17 protein-coding genes and 1 tRNA gene are annotated in these 13,747 nt (G+C 65.5%); 3 read left to right on the top strand and 15 right to left on the bottom strand.

Annotated elements, in window-relative coordinates; all coding sequences use genetic code 11:
- Positions 1–5: 5 nt before the first annotated feature.
- From AAHM41_RS00645 to AAHM41_RS00575, 15 genes are all read right to left on the bottom strand, one after another.
- Positions 6–299 (bottom strand): hypothetical protein, encoded by a 294-nt coding sequence (locus tag AAHM41_RS00645; protein ID WP_342234557.1) that lies wholly within the window; start codon positions 297–299, stop codon positions 6–8.
- 278 nt (positions 300–577) lie between these two features.
- The gene (locus AAHM41_RS00640) at positions 578–1,198 is read right to left on the bottom strand and encodes a sigma factor (RefSeq protein WP_342234556.1); all 621 of its coding nucleotides are present in this window, start codon (positions 1,196–1,198) and stop codon (positions 578–580) included.
- A gap of 2 nt (positions 1,199–1,200) precedes the next feature.
- Positions 1,201–2,379 carry a MoxR family ATPase gene (locus tag AAHM41_RS00635; RefSeq protein WP_342234555.1) on the bottom strand — a complete coding sequence of 393 codons (1,179 nt, stop codon included), beginning with the start codon at positions 2,377–2,379 and terminating at the stop codon, positions 1,201–1,203.
- A gap of 97 nt (positions 2,380–2,476) precedes the next feature.
- Positions 2,477–4,714, bottom strand: a complete 2,238-nt coding sequence (locus AAHM41_RS00630) for a cobaltochelatase CobT-related protein (protein ID WP_342234554.1) — start codon at positions 4,712–4,714, stop codon at positions 2,477–2,479.
- 419 nt (positions 4,715–5,133) lie between these two features.
- Positions 5,134–5,817, bottom strand: a complete 684-nt coding sequence (locus AAHM41_RS00625; protein ID WP_342234553.1) for a hypothetical protein — start codon at positions 5,815–5,817, stop codon at positions 5,134–5,136.
- 153 nt (positions 5,818–5,970) lie between these two features.
- Positions 5,971–6,444: a helix-turn-helix domain-containing protein gene (locus AAHM41_RS00620; RefSeq protein WP_342234552.1), complete on the bottom strand. Its 474-nt coding sequence runs from the start codon at positions 6,442–6,444 to the stop codon at positions 5,971–5,973.
- Positions 6,445–6,928: 484 nt separating this feature from the next.
- Positions 6,929–7,300: a hypothetical protein gene (locus tag AAHM41_RS00615; protein ID WP_342234551.1), complete on the bottom strand. Its 372-nt coding sequence runs from the start codon at positions 7,298–7,300 to the stop codon at positions 6,929–6,931.
- 33 nt (positions 7,301–7,333) lie between these two features.
- Positions 7,334–8,032, bottom strand: coding sequence for an SOS response-associated peptidase (locus AAHM41_RS00610; RefSeq protein ID WP_342234550.1), 699 nt, complete (start codon positions 8,030–8,032; stop codon positions 7,334–7,336).
- A gap of 17 nt (positions 8,033–8,049) precedes the next feature.
- Complete coding sequence (locus AAHM41_RS00605; protein ID WP_342234549.1) at positions 8,050–8,793, bottom strand: SOS response-associated peptidase; 744 nt, start codon at positions 8,791–8,793, stop codon at positions 8,050–8,052.
- 11 nt (positions 8,794–8,804) lie between these two features.
- Positions 8,805–8,984: a hypothetical protein gene (locus AAHM41_RS00600; protein ID WP_342234548.1), complete on the bottom strand. Its 180-nt coding sequence runs from the start codon at positions 8,982–8,984 to the stop codon at positions 8,805–8,807.
- 2 nt (positions 8,985–8,986) lie between these two features.
- Positions 8,987–9,265 carry a hypothetical protein gene (locus AAHM41_RS00595; RefSeq protein ID WP_342234547.1) on the bottom strand — a complete coding sequence of 93 codons (279 nt, stop codon included), beginning with the start codon at positions 9,263–9,265 and terminating at the stop codon, positions 8,987–8,989.
- Positions 9,258–9,617 carry a hypothetical protein gene (locus AAHM41_RS00590; RefSeq protein WP_342234546.1) on the bottom strand — a complete coding sequence of 120 codons (360 nt, stop codon included), beginning with the start codon at positions 9,615–9,617 and terminating at the stop codon, positions 9,258–9,260. Before AAHM41_RS00590 ends, AAHM41_RS00595 begins: the two co-directional genes overlap by 8 nt.
- A gap of 188 nt (positions 9,618–9,805) precedes the next feature.
- Positions 9,806–10,273 carry a hypothetical protein gene (locus tag AAHM41_RS00585; protein WP_342234545.1) on the bottom strand — a complete coding sequence of 156 codons (468 nt, stop codon included), beginning with the start codon at positions 10,271–10,273 and terminating at the stop codon, positions 9,806–9,808.
- Between the two features lie 35 nt (positions 10,274–10,308).
- A complete protein-coding gene (locus tag AAHM41_RS00580) occupies positions 10,309–10,755 on the bottom strand; it encodes a Panacea domain-containing protein (RefSeq protein WP_342234544.1) in 447 nt (148 codons plus the stop codon).
- Between the two features lie 276 nt (positions 10,756–11,031).
- Positions 11,032–11,106: transfer RNA gene (locus tag AAHM41_RS00575), tRNA-Val, on the bottom strand.
- A gap of 141 nt (positions 11,107–11,247) precedes the next feature.
- On the opposite strand from AAHM41_RS00575, the gene AAHM41_RS00570 reads away from it, so the two are divergent.
- From AAHM41_RS00570 to AAHM41_RS00560, 3 genes are all read left to right on the top strand, one after another.
- The gene (locus AAHM41_RS00570; RefSeq protein ID WP_342234543.1) at positions 11,248–12,129 is read left to right on the top strand and encodes an N-formylglutamate amidohydrolase; all 882 of its coding nucleotides are present in this window, start codon (positions 11,248–11,250) and stop codon (positions 12,127–12,129) included.
- Between the two features lie 31 nt (positions 12,130–12,160).
- On the top strand, positions 12,161–12,568 hold the full coding sequence (locus AAHM41_RS00565; RefSeq protein WP_342234542.1) for a VOC family protein: 408 nt from the start codon (positions 12,161–12,163) through the stop codon (positions 12,566–12,568).
- A 229-nt stretch (positions 12,569–12,797) separates the two neighbouring features.
- A complete protein-coding gene (locus tag AAHM41_RS00560) occupies positions 12,798–13,745 on the top strand; it encodes a hypothetical protein (RefSeq protein WP_342234541.1) in 948 nt (315 codons plus the stop codon).
- The last annotated feature ends 2 nt before the right edge of the window (positions 13,746–13,747 follow it).

Raw genomic sequence — 13,747 nt, 5'->3', positions numbered from 1 at the left:
GCGCCTCAGCGCGCGATCTGGAAGCGGCCGTCGACCTCGGTCGCGGCCCCGAGATGGGTGATGAGGGCGACGACCTGGCCGACATGCGAGGCCGCGGTCTGCTCCGCCCAGTCGAGTTCGCGGACATAGGCCTGGCGCAGCTCGCTCCGGGTGAAGCCGCCTTGCAGCAGCGCCGCGCAGGCGAGGCGCAGGAAGGCCGATCTCTCGGCGCAGGGGTTCACCCCCGCCCGGAGCCCGTCCGCCAGCTTGATGCCGGCCCTGCCGAGCCCCTGGACCAGCGCTATCACCTTCGTCGGCAAAGGGCCTGCCGCGGGCTCTGCCGGGTCGGAGGCGACCGGAGGAGCCGGGGCGGGCGTCGCCGGCTCTGTGCGCTCCGGACGAACGGCGGCGCGCCGGCGGCTGGGTGCCGATCGTGCAACGCTGCCGGCGCCGAGGAGCTCGATCAGCTTGGCCCGGCGAACTGTCGCCTGAACCTCACAGTCATTTGTGAATGCACAGGTCTTGCACTCGATGGCGTCAACGCAGTAGGCGAGGGCGCTGCCGAAGCAACCGGGCTGGAAGTTGATCTGCAGATCGCTCACGCCGCCACCTTTGAGGCGAGACCGTCGAGCTCCTTGCGGATCCGGGTGCGCTCGACGCTGGAGTAACCGAGGAAGTGCATCACGACGCCGAGGTTGAGATCGCGCGGCACCGCGGCGGCGATGCCACGGGCCCGCCCGTAGCGCATCCGCTCCCGCAGCTGCTCGAACTCGGCCATCAGCTCCTTCGGAGGATCGCGCACGATTTGCACGGCCATCCGGGCTTTGGGCGAGAGCCGGCGCATCACCTCGCGCTGGCGCTGCTTGCGCTCGATCAGGACATCGGCGTCCTCCTCGTCGGCGGCGACCTGGATGGTCATGTCGCCATCCTCGCCGCGCGTGGCGTCGAGCGACACGTTGGTCGCCTGGCACTCACCAGCCTCGCCCTGGATCGTCCTGGTGATGTTGCGCCAGGCCGCGGTGTAGAAGTAGGTCGAGAACTGCAGGCCGAGTTCGGGGTTGAAGCGCTCGCACGCCATCACCCACGTCATGCTGATTTCCTGGACCACGTCCTCGAACTCGACGCCCCGCACCCCGGCGGCGAGGAGCCACCGATGCGCCTTGTGTGCGATCTTGTGAATGAGCCGCTGGTCCTGGGCGATGCTGCGCTGGATCCCCATGATTACCCCCAGATCCTCTGGGCGACCTGGTCGCAGACTTCCTTGTCGACGCGCGACATCCGGTTGGTGACCGCGAGCGCGATGCCGCCGCGCCAGTCGGACCCGCGCATCAGGCCGAGCTTGGTCGCATTGATCATCGCGCGCGGCGACACGGTCGAGCCGATCTTGCCGGCGCTGTAGGTGGTCCGGATCTCGTTGGCGAACTTGACGAGCTTGGTGGAGTCGCCCTTGCCGATGCCGGTCTTGGCGGTGAGGACCATCTCCTCCTGCTCCGGCGGCATGTATTCGACCCGCTCGACGATGCCGAAGCGCTCGTAATTGGCGGCGTTCTGGATGTTGGTGCCCTGGTAGAGCCCGGTCTCGTCGCCGACGCCGTTGGTGTTGCCGGTCGCGACGAAGCGGAAGTTCGGGTGCGGGCGCACCACCCGCATCTCCTGCGGCGCATCCTTGATGATCAGCGCCTTGCCCTCGAGCACCGGCTGGTAGACGGACAGCACGCTCGGCATGGCGAAGTCGTATTCGTCGCCGCAGTAGACCAGGCCATACTTCATCGCCACGGCGAGAGGCCCGAGCTCGTAATGGGTCGAGCCGTCGCGCACGGTCCACTGGCCGACGATGTGCGCCTCTTCGGTGTTCACCGTGTGCTGGACGCGCAGGAAGGGCCGCCCGGTGTAGGCGCAGACCTGCTCAAGCTGGGTGGTCTTGCCGGTGCCGGCGTGGCCCCAGAGATAGGTCGGGATGTTGACCTCGAGCCCGATCAGGACCGTCCGCAGGAGGTTGATGTTGAAGATGTAGCTGGCGTCCTTCTCCGGCACCAGATCGTCGAAGGCGCCGCCGCGCGAGAAGACATTGATGCCGATCGGGTCGCCCTTGGCGTTCATCGCCGCCGGCACCGCGCCCAGCTCGAAGACCTCATGCAGGGCCTTCTTCATCATCGTGGTCGCAGCGACGCCGGCCGCAGCGACCTTGGCGACGACCCCGCTATCCGCTGCCTGGGCGGCACGACGCTTCTCCGCCTGCTTCTCGGAGATGATCCGCTTGGCGGTCTCGCTCAGTATCGGCGCGTCCGGATAGCGCTCCTGATACTCGGCCAGCGTAATGTCCGGATGCGCCTCTTTGATATGCGTCTGGATCGCATGGACCTTTTCACCGCAAACTTGGCAGGTGATCTTTTCCGACACTGCATGTCTCCTGTCGTCGCGTCGTCGTCTGCTTAATGAATACTATGTGCGCGATGGGTGCGCAACGAAAATAGTCAGTCCTGACTGACTACCCAAGTCAGAGCAAAATGTGCTTCAGCTGGTCCATGACCTCGCCCGGCAGCTGGTCGAGCTCCTTGAGCACCACGTGCTTGGGATAGAAGTGCTGGACGGCGTCATCCATGATGCCGATGCCGATGGTCTCGATGCCGCGGCTCTCCAGCCCGGCGACCACCCGGCGGAGATTGGCGTGCTGGTCTGCGGACACGCCGGCGCACGCGGGGGCGCCGTCAGAGAGGACCATCAGGATCTTTCTGGTTTCTCTGCGCTGGAGCAGCCGCAGGCCGGCGATCTCGACGCATTCGCCATCGATGTTGTTGCAGAGGCTGACCTGGTCGGCGGAGGCGAAGCGCAGCTTGGCCTGGGTCGTCAGGCGTTCCCCGAACTCCTTCAGGATCGGCATGTAGATCGGCTCATACCGGGAGAAGCGGCGCCCGAGCTTGCTCTCCTCGTAGTCCATCATCTCCCTCGAGACGCCGCCGCGGCCATTGAACCCCTTCGTGGTGAACCCGAGAACCTCATGGGAAATGTTGATCCGGTCCAGTGTCTGGGACAGGGCGAAGCAGGCGTCGATCATCGTTTGGAACTTAATGCCGCGCATGGAGCCGGACCAGTCGCCCAGGATCGACACGGCGACGTCCTTTGTCCGATGCTCCTCGCGCCGGCGGAACACGCGCTCGTCGCCGGTCACGAGCCGATGCAGAGAGCCGCCGTGCATCCGGCCGCTGCGATGACCAGGCACCATCACCGAGCGCGAGCGGGCGGCGATCAGGCGCTCCAGATTCTTCTGCATGACGCCGACCAGGTGCCGCACCCGATCGTCGAGCTTGGCGGGCGTGTCGCGCGGGTCGAACGCCGGATCTTCGGAGCGCGAGTGCGGCTCGAGGAGCTCGATGGTGTCGAAGTCCTTGGTGTAGATCATGTATTCGGCGTCGCGGCCGGCCTCGCACACCTGGTCCGAGATGACGTCGGTGATGGACTTGTCGAAGTCGCCGCCCTCGACGTCGGAATAGTCCATGTGCTCGGGGATGACGACGGTGCCGCTGTCGGCCTCGCCATCGTCCGGATCCTCGCCCGCCTCGTCGGGGTCTTCCGGCTCGCCGGACGCGCTGCCGCTGGAGCCCTCGTCCTCGCCGTCGTCTTCGTCGGGCTCTGCACCGCCGCCGGCGCTCTCAGCCTCGTCGTCGGGCTCACCGCCGGCGGCGGCGAGCTCATCCTCGTCCTCACCCTCCTCGTCGGCCTCCGGCTCGACCTCGCCATCGTCGTCTTCATCCTCCGACGACGCGGACGGGGCGTCCTCGCCCTCGTCGTCCTCCGGGGCGCCGGAGCCGGGCGCCTCATCCTCGGCGCTGTCGTCGTCTTCGGCGCCGGCCTCGTCTTCGGGCTCCTCGGCACCCGGCCCGCTCTCGGCGGGGTCCTCGCCTTCGTCCTCAGCGTCCGCAGCCGCCTCCTCGCTCTCGTCCTTCGGCTCGGGGGTCTCTTCGCTCTCGTCCGGCTCCTTGCTCGCCGCCGGGGCGTCCTCGCCCTCTTCGTCCTCCGGCTCGGATTTCGGCGCCTTGGCGGGCGCGGTCTCCTCGCTCTCCGCCTTCGGGGTCGATTTCGACGGCGGCGGCAGCGTCACCGGCGGCTTGGTCGCGGCGATGATCTTCAGCGCCAGGTCGAGGGAATCCTGCGAGCTGCGGACCTTCGACACCTCGTCCTTCAGGGCGCCGATGCGGGCGACCGGCTCCTCGATCAGGTGCCACTTGTCCTCCATGTAATCGATGAAGTGCTGCTGCCCCGACCAGGCGCGCACCGCCGGCACGATCAGCGCCGAATACAGGCGCCTTTCGTCGCCGGCGGCCTCCACGAGCAGCTTGTCGGTGATCTCGCGGGTGAAGAAATTGTGCAGGCGCTGCAGGTTCCAGCTGGCGCCCGGGAAGCGCTTCTGCATCTGTCGCTCGACGAAGGTGTCCTCGACGATGTTCCACATCGAGTGAACCACGGCGCCCTGCTTGCCGGCGGCGGCGGACACCTTGAAGTCGGTGTCGAGGACGTGGCCGATTTCATGATCGATGAAGCCCTGGATCGCGACCAGGAGCTCCTGAGAGGCGTTGTCCGGCAGGTAGGGGATGTTGACGCGCTTGGGCTTGCCCGTCTTCGGATCGGGCTCGACGAACGCCTGAGTCCCGCGCTGCGTCACCGTGATCTTCCGGCCGGCGAGCAGGCCCGTCACCTTCGTGACAACCTCTCGAAGGATGGCGATCTCAAGGTTCATCGTTGCGTCCTGTCAGTCAGTGTTGACTGTATGATTGATACATAAAGAGAGAAGGGTGTGCAAGACACCCTGCTCGTTCCGCGATTGGGTTCTCAGCAACAGGAGAACAGGATGCAGTCGCCCGCCAGGGGCATGATGACGACCATATGGCCGCCGTTCTTGTTCGCCCCGCGGAAAACCGCGGTGGTCGAATCGGGCCCAGGCTCCGGCTCGCACTGGGCGACGAGAATTGACGCCTGCGCGAGGCTGAGGCGAGTCACTTGGCATGCTGAGCGGCTACATCCGCCGCTACCACAGGTAGTTGTTTCCATGTCCGCAGGTGCTTTTGGTTGTGTTTTGTTAGGCGGACATTCTTACCAAATGTTCATGAAAGGCCCCACATGGCCTTTGTCTCAAAATAAGCGGACCGCGTTCCTTTGTTACCCATTTTGGGAGGGCGGCGCGATCTCGCAGGTAATCTGCAGCACCTCCCTGCCGTCTCGCATCCCGGGCTCGATGGTGGCCACGATCGGCCGCATCCGGCCGCTGGCGTCGCGATGCCGCCAGGGCAGCCGAAGCCACCCCAGATTGCGGGCCAATGTCCAGATTTGATGTCGATCGACGGTGAGCGCGGGCTGGTCAGAGCCCTCGTGAGGGTGGTTGCCGCAGTTTAGGATGTCCTGATCTTCGGCGATCAACCATTGCGGCGAGTAGCCGAGGAACAGCTCTGTGTTTTCGGCATCGACGATTCTCCCGTTGAGCTCGCGAATGATGCGGTAGGTGCTGGACGAATGCTCGCTCAGCACCTCCTCGGCGGCCATCGATTCGAGGCGCACCGAGAACAGGCCTTCGATCAGGGCGATCAGTTTCGGAGTTGGGTGGACGTGGTAGGACCGCCCGGCGCCGAGGAGCTCATAGAAGCCGTCGTTGGCCCAGTCCCCGATATACCGCGTCGCGGTGGCCCTGGAGACGAACTCCGGCGCCACCTCCTGGACCAAGCGGTTGGGTGTCAGGTGGCGCCCCTCGAGGTGCTCGAGGTAGACGCGAAGGGACATTGCAAACGCGGGCCAGACGCTGATCTGGCGCGCCGCGGCCGCTCGACGAACCGCCTTGACGACGGCCAAGTCCGACCGGACGAGTCCGGCAAAGCGCCTGGGCATTTCCACTCGCAAGGCCTGAATGACACATTGGTGTCAGATGACACATGGGTGTCATAGGGCGTGGCGGAGCTATGGACCATACGCTTTCGGATCAGCACGGAAAGGTCGACAATAACCCTAGTTTCCTGCGGCTTCCGCAGCCTTCTCGTCATCAAGCGGATCGGTGGTGGAGACTGCCACGGCCGCCTTGCCTGCGGCCTTCTTACTGCCGCGGCTTGGCTTCTTGGACGCGCGATATTCGCGGAGCATCGGCAGTTCATCCTCGGTGACGATGATCTCCCGGATCACGTCGACGATCCCAGCGCCGCGGTAGTAGTCCTCAAACCACAGCCGGATCAGCTGGCCGAGGTCGAGATCGAGCGTCTTTGCCATGCCAGGCAGAATGTCGAGCGACACTGGGCCGCGACCGACCTTCATCATGGACAGCCAGTTCGGGGCGACGTTGAGGTCGCGGGCGATCTCGCTCTGCGAGCGGAACTTGCCCTGGGCGATGATGGCGTCGATCTGCCTGCCAAGCAGGTCGCGCAGCTTACCCTCTGCGGCGTTCACAGTCCTGCTGGTGTCACGATGGCGGCTGGCCCCCAGCGGCATGGTGCTCTCCTTCGTCTCGTTGCTGCGAGGTCACGCCGGTTTGGCCAGGCCCCTCTTGCTTTCATTATAGAGGGGCGGAATAGGGAACCGGGCGGACTGCGCAGACTTTATCAGTCAGCAATGAATTGATATACGATTTCCGTAAGCAAGTTGTCCAGGCCTTCGCTGGTGGGCGCTGTGCTCTTGGGCCACATCGTTCAGATTGACCTTGGACCGGTGCAGATCCGCCAGGCGGCTCATGCGCGCGGCCTGATCGCCGCCTCGATCGCCTCCTGCGCCGCTATTTCGAGCGGGCCGGCGTCTCGTGGCTCCGGCCCGTCCTGCCAGATGATCTGCACAATGCCGCCGCGGCGCACCCTAAAGCGGCCGCGGTAGTCGCCGGCAGAGATAGTGCCCTCGTCGCCAGTGTGCCTGACGGTCCAGTCGGAAGCATTGTGCCCCTTGCCCATGCCGGAACAACGCCCGTCGTGCAGCTTCGGTTCGGTCAGATGAAGATGTGGAGATGGATGTCGAGGGGCTCAGCGTCCGGGCCGTCCTCGAATAGGTCGAGTTGGCGCTCCAACTCCTCGTTGAGGCGCGAGAGGGCGTTGTTGACCTCCCGCTCGTCCTCCGGCCGGATCTCGCCTCGCTCCTGCAGGTGATGGTCGGCGCGCGTCCGATCCTCCGTCGTCATCTCCCTGACGCAGCGGCACGCGTCCAGATAGCGCCGCATGGCCCTGATCTTCGCCTCCCGGCTGCCGTCGGCTTCGGCCTCGAGGGCTTGGATGATCGCGCTCTCATATTCCTCGGCATGGACCAGGATCGGGTCCAGCTTCGCCTGCTGCGCCGCAGCCTCCTTCCGTCGACGTTCGCCCATCGAAGCGGTCTCCAGTCTACGACGCCCCGGCGCTCACAACAGCGAGCCTTGCCGCGGCGACTGGGGCGCAAGCCCCCGCGGTTTCCGCATCTCGTTCGGACGGCGCTGCGTTCCAGGGGGCGGGCGCTTCTGCTTCGCCGGCCAGCAGGTCAGAAGCTCCGATGGGAACGTCCGCAGCAGGCCGCGTAGTTCCAATTCGGTCGCCGGGTCTTGTCCCAGCCAGATCCGCCACGCCTCCTGCGGCAGGATGGCCGGCATTCGATCGTGCATCTCGCCGACCAGATCGTTCGCGTCGACGGTGATCTCGGCAAAGGTCCGCAGCCAATCGCCGGACTCTGGATTGCGCCAGGCATCCCAGATGCCCGCAACCACCATGCTCCGCCCCGTCGCCAGGCCGAATGCGACCTCCTGGCCCTTAGGCTGGCCGATGGTCCGGAACTCGATAAAGCGATCCGAGAAGATCAGGCAGCGGCGATGTGCGAAGGACTCCCCGAATGTGGGCAACTCGTGAACGGTCTCCGCCCGGGCGTGCAAGTGCGGGCTGGCCCGGTCCTTCGCCCAACGTGGGACGAAACCCCATTGCAGCAGATCCCAGCCACATTCCCCGGTCTCAGGATTGCGGCGCAGGACGATGCACCATTCGCCCTCACCGACGGTGCCAGAGCGGTCGCCGAGCGCATGATTGCGTTCGTCGCGCAGCCTGGTCAGACGCTGCAGCCGCTCTGGGCTCATGCCTTCCCCAACCATAATCAGGCCGCCAGTGGTTCCCCGATCGGCACGATCAGATCGGGGCGGTTGTTGCGCGAGTTGTTGACGTCAGTCGTCACCGGCCATGCCGTCATCTCCTCGGCTGGGTAGGGGCGCAGGAGCGCCAAGCGCTGTTCCCGCGTCGTCTCGACCTCACCCAGCCAAGCTGGCCAGTCCTCCGGCGCCAGGATCACTGGCATCCGGTTGTGAAGCTGCGCCATCAGGGCGTTGGGGCTGGTCGTGGCGATCGTATACGTGTGGACCCAGTCTTCCGGCGTCGGCTCCTTGATCACCGCGTCGTGCCAGCTCTCCCAAAGGCCGGCGAATGTCATGGGAGTTCCGTCGCGCAGCCCAATCGCATAAGGCCGCTTCGGCAGCTCCGGGTCGGCCTGTGCCTGCCATTCGTAGAAGAGATTCGCCGGCACCAGGCAACGGCGGGATTTGAAAGCAGCCCTGAAGGCCGGCCGCTCGGCGATGGTTACGCCCTTCTCGTCGATGTCTCGCGCATTGATGCACGACATCCCGAATTTCAGATTTTTCGCCCAGATCGGCACCAGGCCCCAGCGCAGCATGGCGATGTCGCGCTCACCGTCTTTGTCGAGCCGGCAGACCGGATTGATCGTCGTAGGAGCGACATTCCAGCTGTCGTGATAGCTATTTGGCTGGTCCCGCTTCGGCGGCTTGCCGAAGGTGTAGAGCGACCAGATTTCCTCCCATGTCATGTCGTGGGTTGTGCGTCCGCACATCTCCCCCTCCCTTATGGTTCGACGCTGATCGACCTAAGCTGGTGCTCGGCCTGGTCGAGATCCAGCCGCAGCAGGGCGGCGATCTCGTCTTCACGCATGCCGAGTTCGAGGGCGCGCCAGCGCAACTCGTGCCGGCGCACGGCCTCATCGATCTCGACGTCTAGGATCTTCGCTGCCAGATCGCGCGGCATGGCTACTTCCATCGACGCTTGTGTTGGCTGCGCTTCACCGACTCCGGGGGAGGTCCCAGTTCGCCCCACCCGCCCGGCCCGCAATCGACCGGAGGCGGCGCGGGTTCCGGATGGCTGTCCCTCATCACATGGACGCCCTGCCGCAGGGTGTAACGCTTCTCCGGGTAGCGCGCGACCAACGCCTCGTAGGCTCCGTGCGCGGCGTAGAGATTGCTGCTGGTGGCGCACGCTTCCAGAATGCTGCCCGTCGCGTCGCGCAGATCGATCGTGAAATCAGACATCGTCGGTCCTGTCCAGCTGTCGTCGCAGCCTGTCGATGTGCATGATCGGCTCGAGTGCGGACACGACGAGGCACATGCCGCGGTGGTCCATGGCGTAGATGCGGGGTTCCAGCTCCGGATCGATGTCGACCGTCGGGAGGCAGTGCATGTCTGGGCCACGCTGGGTCTCGGCGAAGAGCCTGTCGAGCAGCGCGCTCAGCGCCTCGACTGTCTCGGTGCGCGGGTTCCATCGGCCGATGATACGGCCTGACACCTGCTCGAATATCTCGGCGTGGTCGGTCGGATAGGGCGGCGGCTCGTCCGTCAGAGAGGTCGGATCGTCGGGATGGAGCCAGAGGTGGCTTGCGTCCATGGCAGGCTCCTCGCTCGGGAATGTTCTCTAAATGTTCTAACCTCGAGAAGGGCCAAGAGTCGAGTCGATTCGTAAGATTCTATGGATTGTGTAAGAGAGCAGGCCAGACCGCTAAATGCGGTCTATCGCTCGCTGGAGCCTCGCAGTTGGCATCCCCGGCCCACACGCCGCTTCCCTGTGATGGTCCATCACGTGCCCTTCTTTGGCGATGGACAGACCTGATGGTTCGGATCCCACCACAGCACCATCATTATATGCCCGTTTGGCCTGCACCAAATTCTCGGCTTTGCCCCGACCCGAAACGACATAAGGTAGTCAACGTCGTCTATTCGCAACTCTTCAAGTCTTCTCTGAGCCGCTGTGCAGAGATTGGCAACGTCGACCGTATGGCTGCCACCATTCACAATCGCATGTTCGTTCATTGTTTCAAATTGATGCAATTTCTCAAGAACATCCTTGTATTCGCCGGCGTCATTTAGATTGGACCAGCTAAACGGTCCGGAGGCTTTATCGGCCGACGAAAACCGCCACCCAAGATGGCCACCTTTGAATTTAGGAAAGCCGGGTGTCAGATTGAATGACTCAGATTTCGGCTTCTTTTCTGTATCCGGTTGGACGCGGAATACCGGTTGCTTCTTTGGTTTATTTTTACTCATGCAATATTCTCTGGACGAATGAGATCGGAAATATTTCAAAGGCTGCTGTAGTATTCCGCCAATGCAGCATGCGTGATCGGAGTGGATCCACGATCGCCATCCGCCAAACCGTGACGCGCCTCCTTCCAAGGACGCTCCTTGTGCGTGAGCTGACTAAGCCAATGAGCGCTCTTGTTGCCGTAGAAGTCGACGACCGCCCTAATAGTGTCCATCGCCTCGGAGTCCAGGCGCGACGGATCGCCAACGATATCGGAAGATCCGAGCTGAAACCGCCCGCGATGCCGCTCATATAGATCTGGGCAGACAGGGCCATTCGCCCACGCTTCGATCCTCTCCGCAAACAAGGGCCGTTCGTCCCATACCAGAGACCAGGCCTGGGCGTAGTAGACCAGCTTCTGAAGCTTCATGGCGGTCATAGGGCCGGCCAGGTCCAGAATGTGCCTGGCAACGTCAGCTACCCCTACCGTCGCAGCCTTGGACATTGGTTCTCCTGGGCTTCGAAATTGAGCGAGATATGTGCCCCGATTCGGGCGAAAAAAGGGGCAAAGGGAAACTGAATGTCAATCCGGTTAACGAGTGCAGCATATCACACGACGAGTCGCGCGGGAATCGCCTGCAGCTGCGCCGGAACAAGCAGTGAAAGGCCGCGTGTCAAAAACGTGCCAATCGGCTGACACGTTCCTGCGTTGTTCTGCGCAGGGCCCCATATCCCCTTGGAGGGGATATGCAACTAATCCTTTGATTTTCCTGAGGTCCGGTGGTGGGCGCGACTGGGATTGAACCAGTGACCCCTACGATGTCAACGTAGTGCTCTCCCGCTGAGCTACGCGCCCGGCACCGGGAAGGACGACCGAAGCCGGTCGTCCGCGGGGAGCGCCCATGTAGCATCATCAACCGGGGGGTGCAAGCATCAAACCGCCCCTGCCCCACAGGTACCGTCGACAGCCCCCGGGGCGCTGGGATATGACGGTGATATGGATGGTCAAATCGCCTCGCAGTCGCCGGCGTCCGACGCGGTGGCGATCGCCCTGCCGCAGGATCGGCGCCTCCCGGTCGTGGTCGCCTCGCCGCATAGCGGCCGTGACTACCCGCCATCGTTCCTGGCCGCGGCGAAGCTCGACCCTCACACGCTGCGCCGCTCCGAGGACGGCTTCGTCGACGAGATCTTCGGCCGGGTGCCGGAGCGCGGGGCGCCGCTGCTGCGGGCCCTGTTCCCGCGCGCCTTCCTCGACGCCAACCGCGAGGCCTATGAACTCGACCCCGAGATGTTCGACGACGCGCTGCCGGGCTGGGTCAACACCCGCTCGCCGCGGGTCGTCGCCGGACTCGGCACCATCGCCCGCATCGTCGCCCAGGGGAAGGACATCTACCGCAGCAAGCTGCGCTTCGCCGAGGCGGTGGAGCGGGTCGAGCGCTGCTACACCCCCTATCACGCGGCGCTGCGGCAGCTGGTCGACGAGACCCGAACGCGGTTCGGCCACGCCATCCTGATCGACGCCCATTCGATGCCGTCGCAGGGCGCCTCGCGCACCCCCGGCGGCCGCGCCGTCGACGTCGTGCTGGGCGACTGCTACGGCAGCTCCTGCGCCGCGGCGGTGACCGAGTCGGCGGAGCAGTGGCTGGCCGGCCGCGGCTATGTCGTCACCCGCAACACCCCCTATGCCGGCGGCTTCACCACCCGGCATTACGGCCGGCCGCGCGCCGGCATCCATGCCCTGCAGATCGAGCTGAACCGGGCGCTCTATATGGACGAGGCGACGCTGTCGCCGACCAAGGGCCTGGCCCGGCTGACCGGCGACATGACCGATTTCGCCGCCGCCCTCGGCGCGCTCGAGCCGGGGGCACTGTCGGGATAGGACGGTCGTCGGGCGGGGAAGGGGGATCGCCATGAGCCTGCTGGTCAATATCGACGTGCCGGATCTCGAGGCCGGGGTGGCCTTCTACACCGCGGCCTTCGGCCTCGCGGTCGGGCGCCGCTTCGGCGGCGAGGTGGTCGAGCTGATCGGCTGGCCCGCGCCGCTTTATCTGCTGCGCAAGGCGGCCGGCACGGTCGGCGCCGGCGACAGCCGCCGCGGCTATGCCCGGCACTGGACGCCGGTGCATCTCGACGTGGTGGTGGACGACGTCGCGGCGGCGCTGGCCCGGGCGGTCGCGGCCGGCGCCATGGCCGAGGGCGAGATCCGCACCGCGGTCTGGGGCCGGCTGGTGCAGCTGGCCGACCCCTTCGGCCACGGTCTGTGCCTGATCGAGTTCCTCAACCGCGGCTATGACGAGATCGCCGATCCGCCGGCCTGAACCGGTACGGCGCCACGAGAGGTCCTGCGGCCATGGCCACGATGGCGTGACCGGCGCCCGGCGCCGGGGTGCCCGGCCCCTGCGGCGAACTTAGCGGTTCTGCACCACTTTACTTTCCTGTAAGGATGACCGCGCCGGCCCGAAGCCGGCCGACGGCGGCGCCGTCCGCTGTCCGGAACGCAGGGCAGGGGCCTTCATCCGTCCACGCCGAGGGAGAGCGGTACGCGGGATGAGTCTCGAATTCATCAACGTCATTTCCACCAAGCGATCCGGCCACCACGCCTTCGTCCGCTGGCTGCGCCAGCACCGGGAGACGCCGGCCGCCTTCATCAACAACGCCGTGATCGGCGAGCCGATCCGGTCGCATCTGCGCGACGTCACCGGCCCGGCGGCGCGGGGCAAGGGCGCGAACGGCACCACGATCTTCAACTTCGAGGGTGTGACCCTGCTGGGGCTCGAGGCCGCCTGGCGGATGCAGCGCGCGGCCGGCGGCCGGACGGTCGATCTCGTGTTCCTGCGCGACCCGCTGAACCTGTGCGCCAGCCTGATGCACCGCAAGCGGCTGGTGCGGCTGGACCTGGTGATGATCCTGCGCCAGCTCTTCGCCCAGCGCGACTGGCTCGAGGCCTATGCCGAGGGCACCATGCCCGGGCTGTCGCTGATCGGCTACAACGCCTGGGTCCTGGATTCGGGCTACCGGCAGCGGGTGGCGGACCGGCTCGGGCTGCGGTCGAGCGAGCGCGTCGCCGCCGTCACCCGGCATGGCGGCGGCAGCTCGTTCAAGGACCTCGCCAGCGTCGGCGACGACGAGGCCCGGCGGCTGACCACGCGCTGGCACCGCTACCGCGACGATGCGCTGTTCGGGGTGCTGCTGACCCATCCCCGGCTGCTGCCGTGGTTCGAGGCCGCGCTGGCTGGCGAGATCCGGGATAGCTTCGATGCCGACCTGGCCGATCCGGACGGCCTGGCCCATCTGCGGGCGGTGGCCCGCGCCCGACCCCGGCAGCCCTATGTCGACCGCATGATCGACGCGCTGTCGGACCGGCAGGACCTGTTCCACCGCATCGAATGCGGCACGTCCTTCGAGAAGAAGCTGGGGATCGCCCGGGCCCATCTGGCGATGCTGGCCGGGGCCGCAGGCCGGCGGACGGGCGCGCGGGTGGGGGCGCCGCTCTAGCC

Source organism: Inquilinus sp. OTU3971, assembly GCF_038440215.1.
This window is presented reverse-complemented; position numbering and strand designations above follow the sequence as displayed.

Bases quoted from the DNA above. Each gene is read 5' to 3' on its own strand.
- AAHM41_RS00640 (WP_342234556.1), bottom strand. From the start codon at position 1,198: ATGGGGATCCAGCGCAGCATCGCCCAGGACCAGCGGCTCATTCACAAG.
- AAHM41_RS00630 (WP_342234554.1), bottom strand. From the start codon at position 4,714: ATGAACCTTGAGATCGCCATCCTTCGAGAGGTTGTCACGAAGGTGACG.
- AAHM41_RS00620 (WP_342234552.1), bottom strand. From the start codon at position 6,444: ATGCCGCTGGGGGCCAGCCGCCATCGTGACACCAGCAGGACTGTGAAC.
- AAHM41_RS00615 (WP_342234551.1), bottom strand. From the start codon at position 7,300: ATGGGCGAACGTCGACGGAAGGAGGCTGCGGCGCAGCAGGCGAAGCTG.
- AAHM41_RS00610 (WP_342234550.1), bottom strand. From the start codon at position 8,032: ATGAGCCCAGAGCGGCTGCAGCGTCTGACCAGGCTGCGCGACGAACGC.
- AAHM41_RS00605 (WP_342234549.1), bottom strand. From the start codon at position 8,793: ATGTGCGGACGCACAACCCACGACATGACATGGGAGGAAATCTGGTCG.
- AAHM41_RS00600 (WP_342234548.1), bottom strand. From the start codon at position 8,984: ATGCCGCGCGATCTGGCAGCGAAGATCCTAGACGTCGAGATCGATGAG.
- AAHM41_RS00595 (WP_342234547.1), bottom strand. From the start codon at position 9,265: ATGTCTGATTTCACGATCGATCTGCGCGACGCGACGGGCAGCATTCTG.
- AAHM41_RS00590 (WP_342234546.1), bottom strand. From the start codon at position 9,617: ATGGACGCAAGCCACCTCTGGCTCCATCCCGACGATCCGACCTCTCTG.
- AAHM41_RS00585 (WP_342234545.1), bottom strand. From the start codon at position 10,273: ATGAGTAAAAATAAACCAAAGAAGCAACCGGTATTCCGCGTCCAACCG.
- AAHM41_RS00580 (WP_342234544.1), bottom strand. From the start codon at position 10,755: ATGTCCAAGGCTGCGACGGTAGGGGTAGCTGACGTTGCCAGGCACATT.
- AAHM41_RS00570 (WP_342234543.1), top strand. From the start codon at position 11,248: ATGGATGGTCAAATCGCCTCGCAGTCGCCGGCGTCCGACGCGGTGGCG.
- AAHM41_RS00565 (WP_342234542.1), top strand. From the start codon at position 12,161: ATGAGCCTGCTGGTCAATATCGACGTGCCGGATCTCGAGGCCGGGGTG.
- AAHM41_RS00560 (WP_342234541.1), top strand. From the start codon at position 12,798: ATGAGTCTCGAATTCATCAACGTCATTTCCACCAAGCGATCCGGCCAC.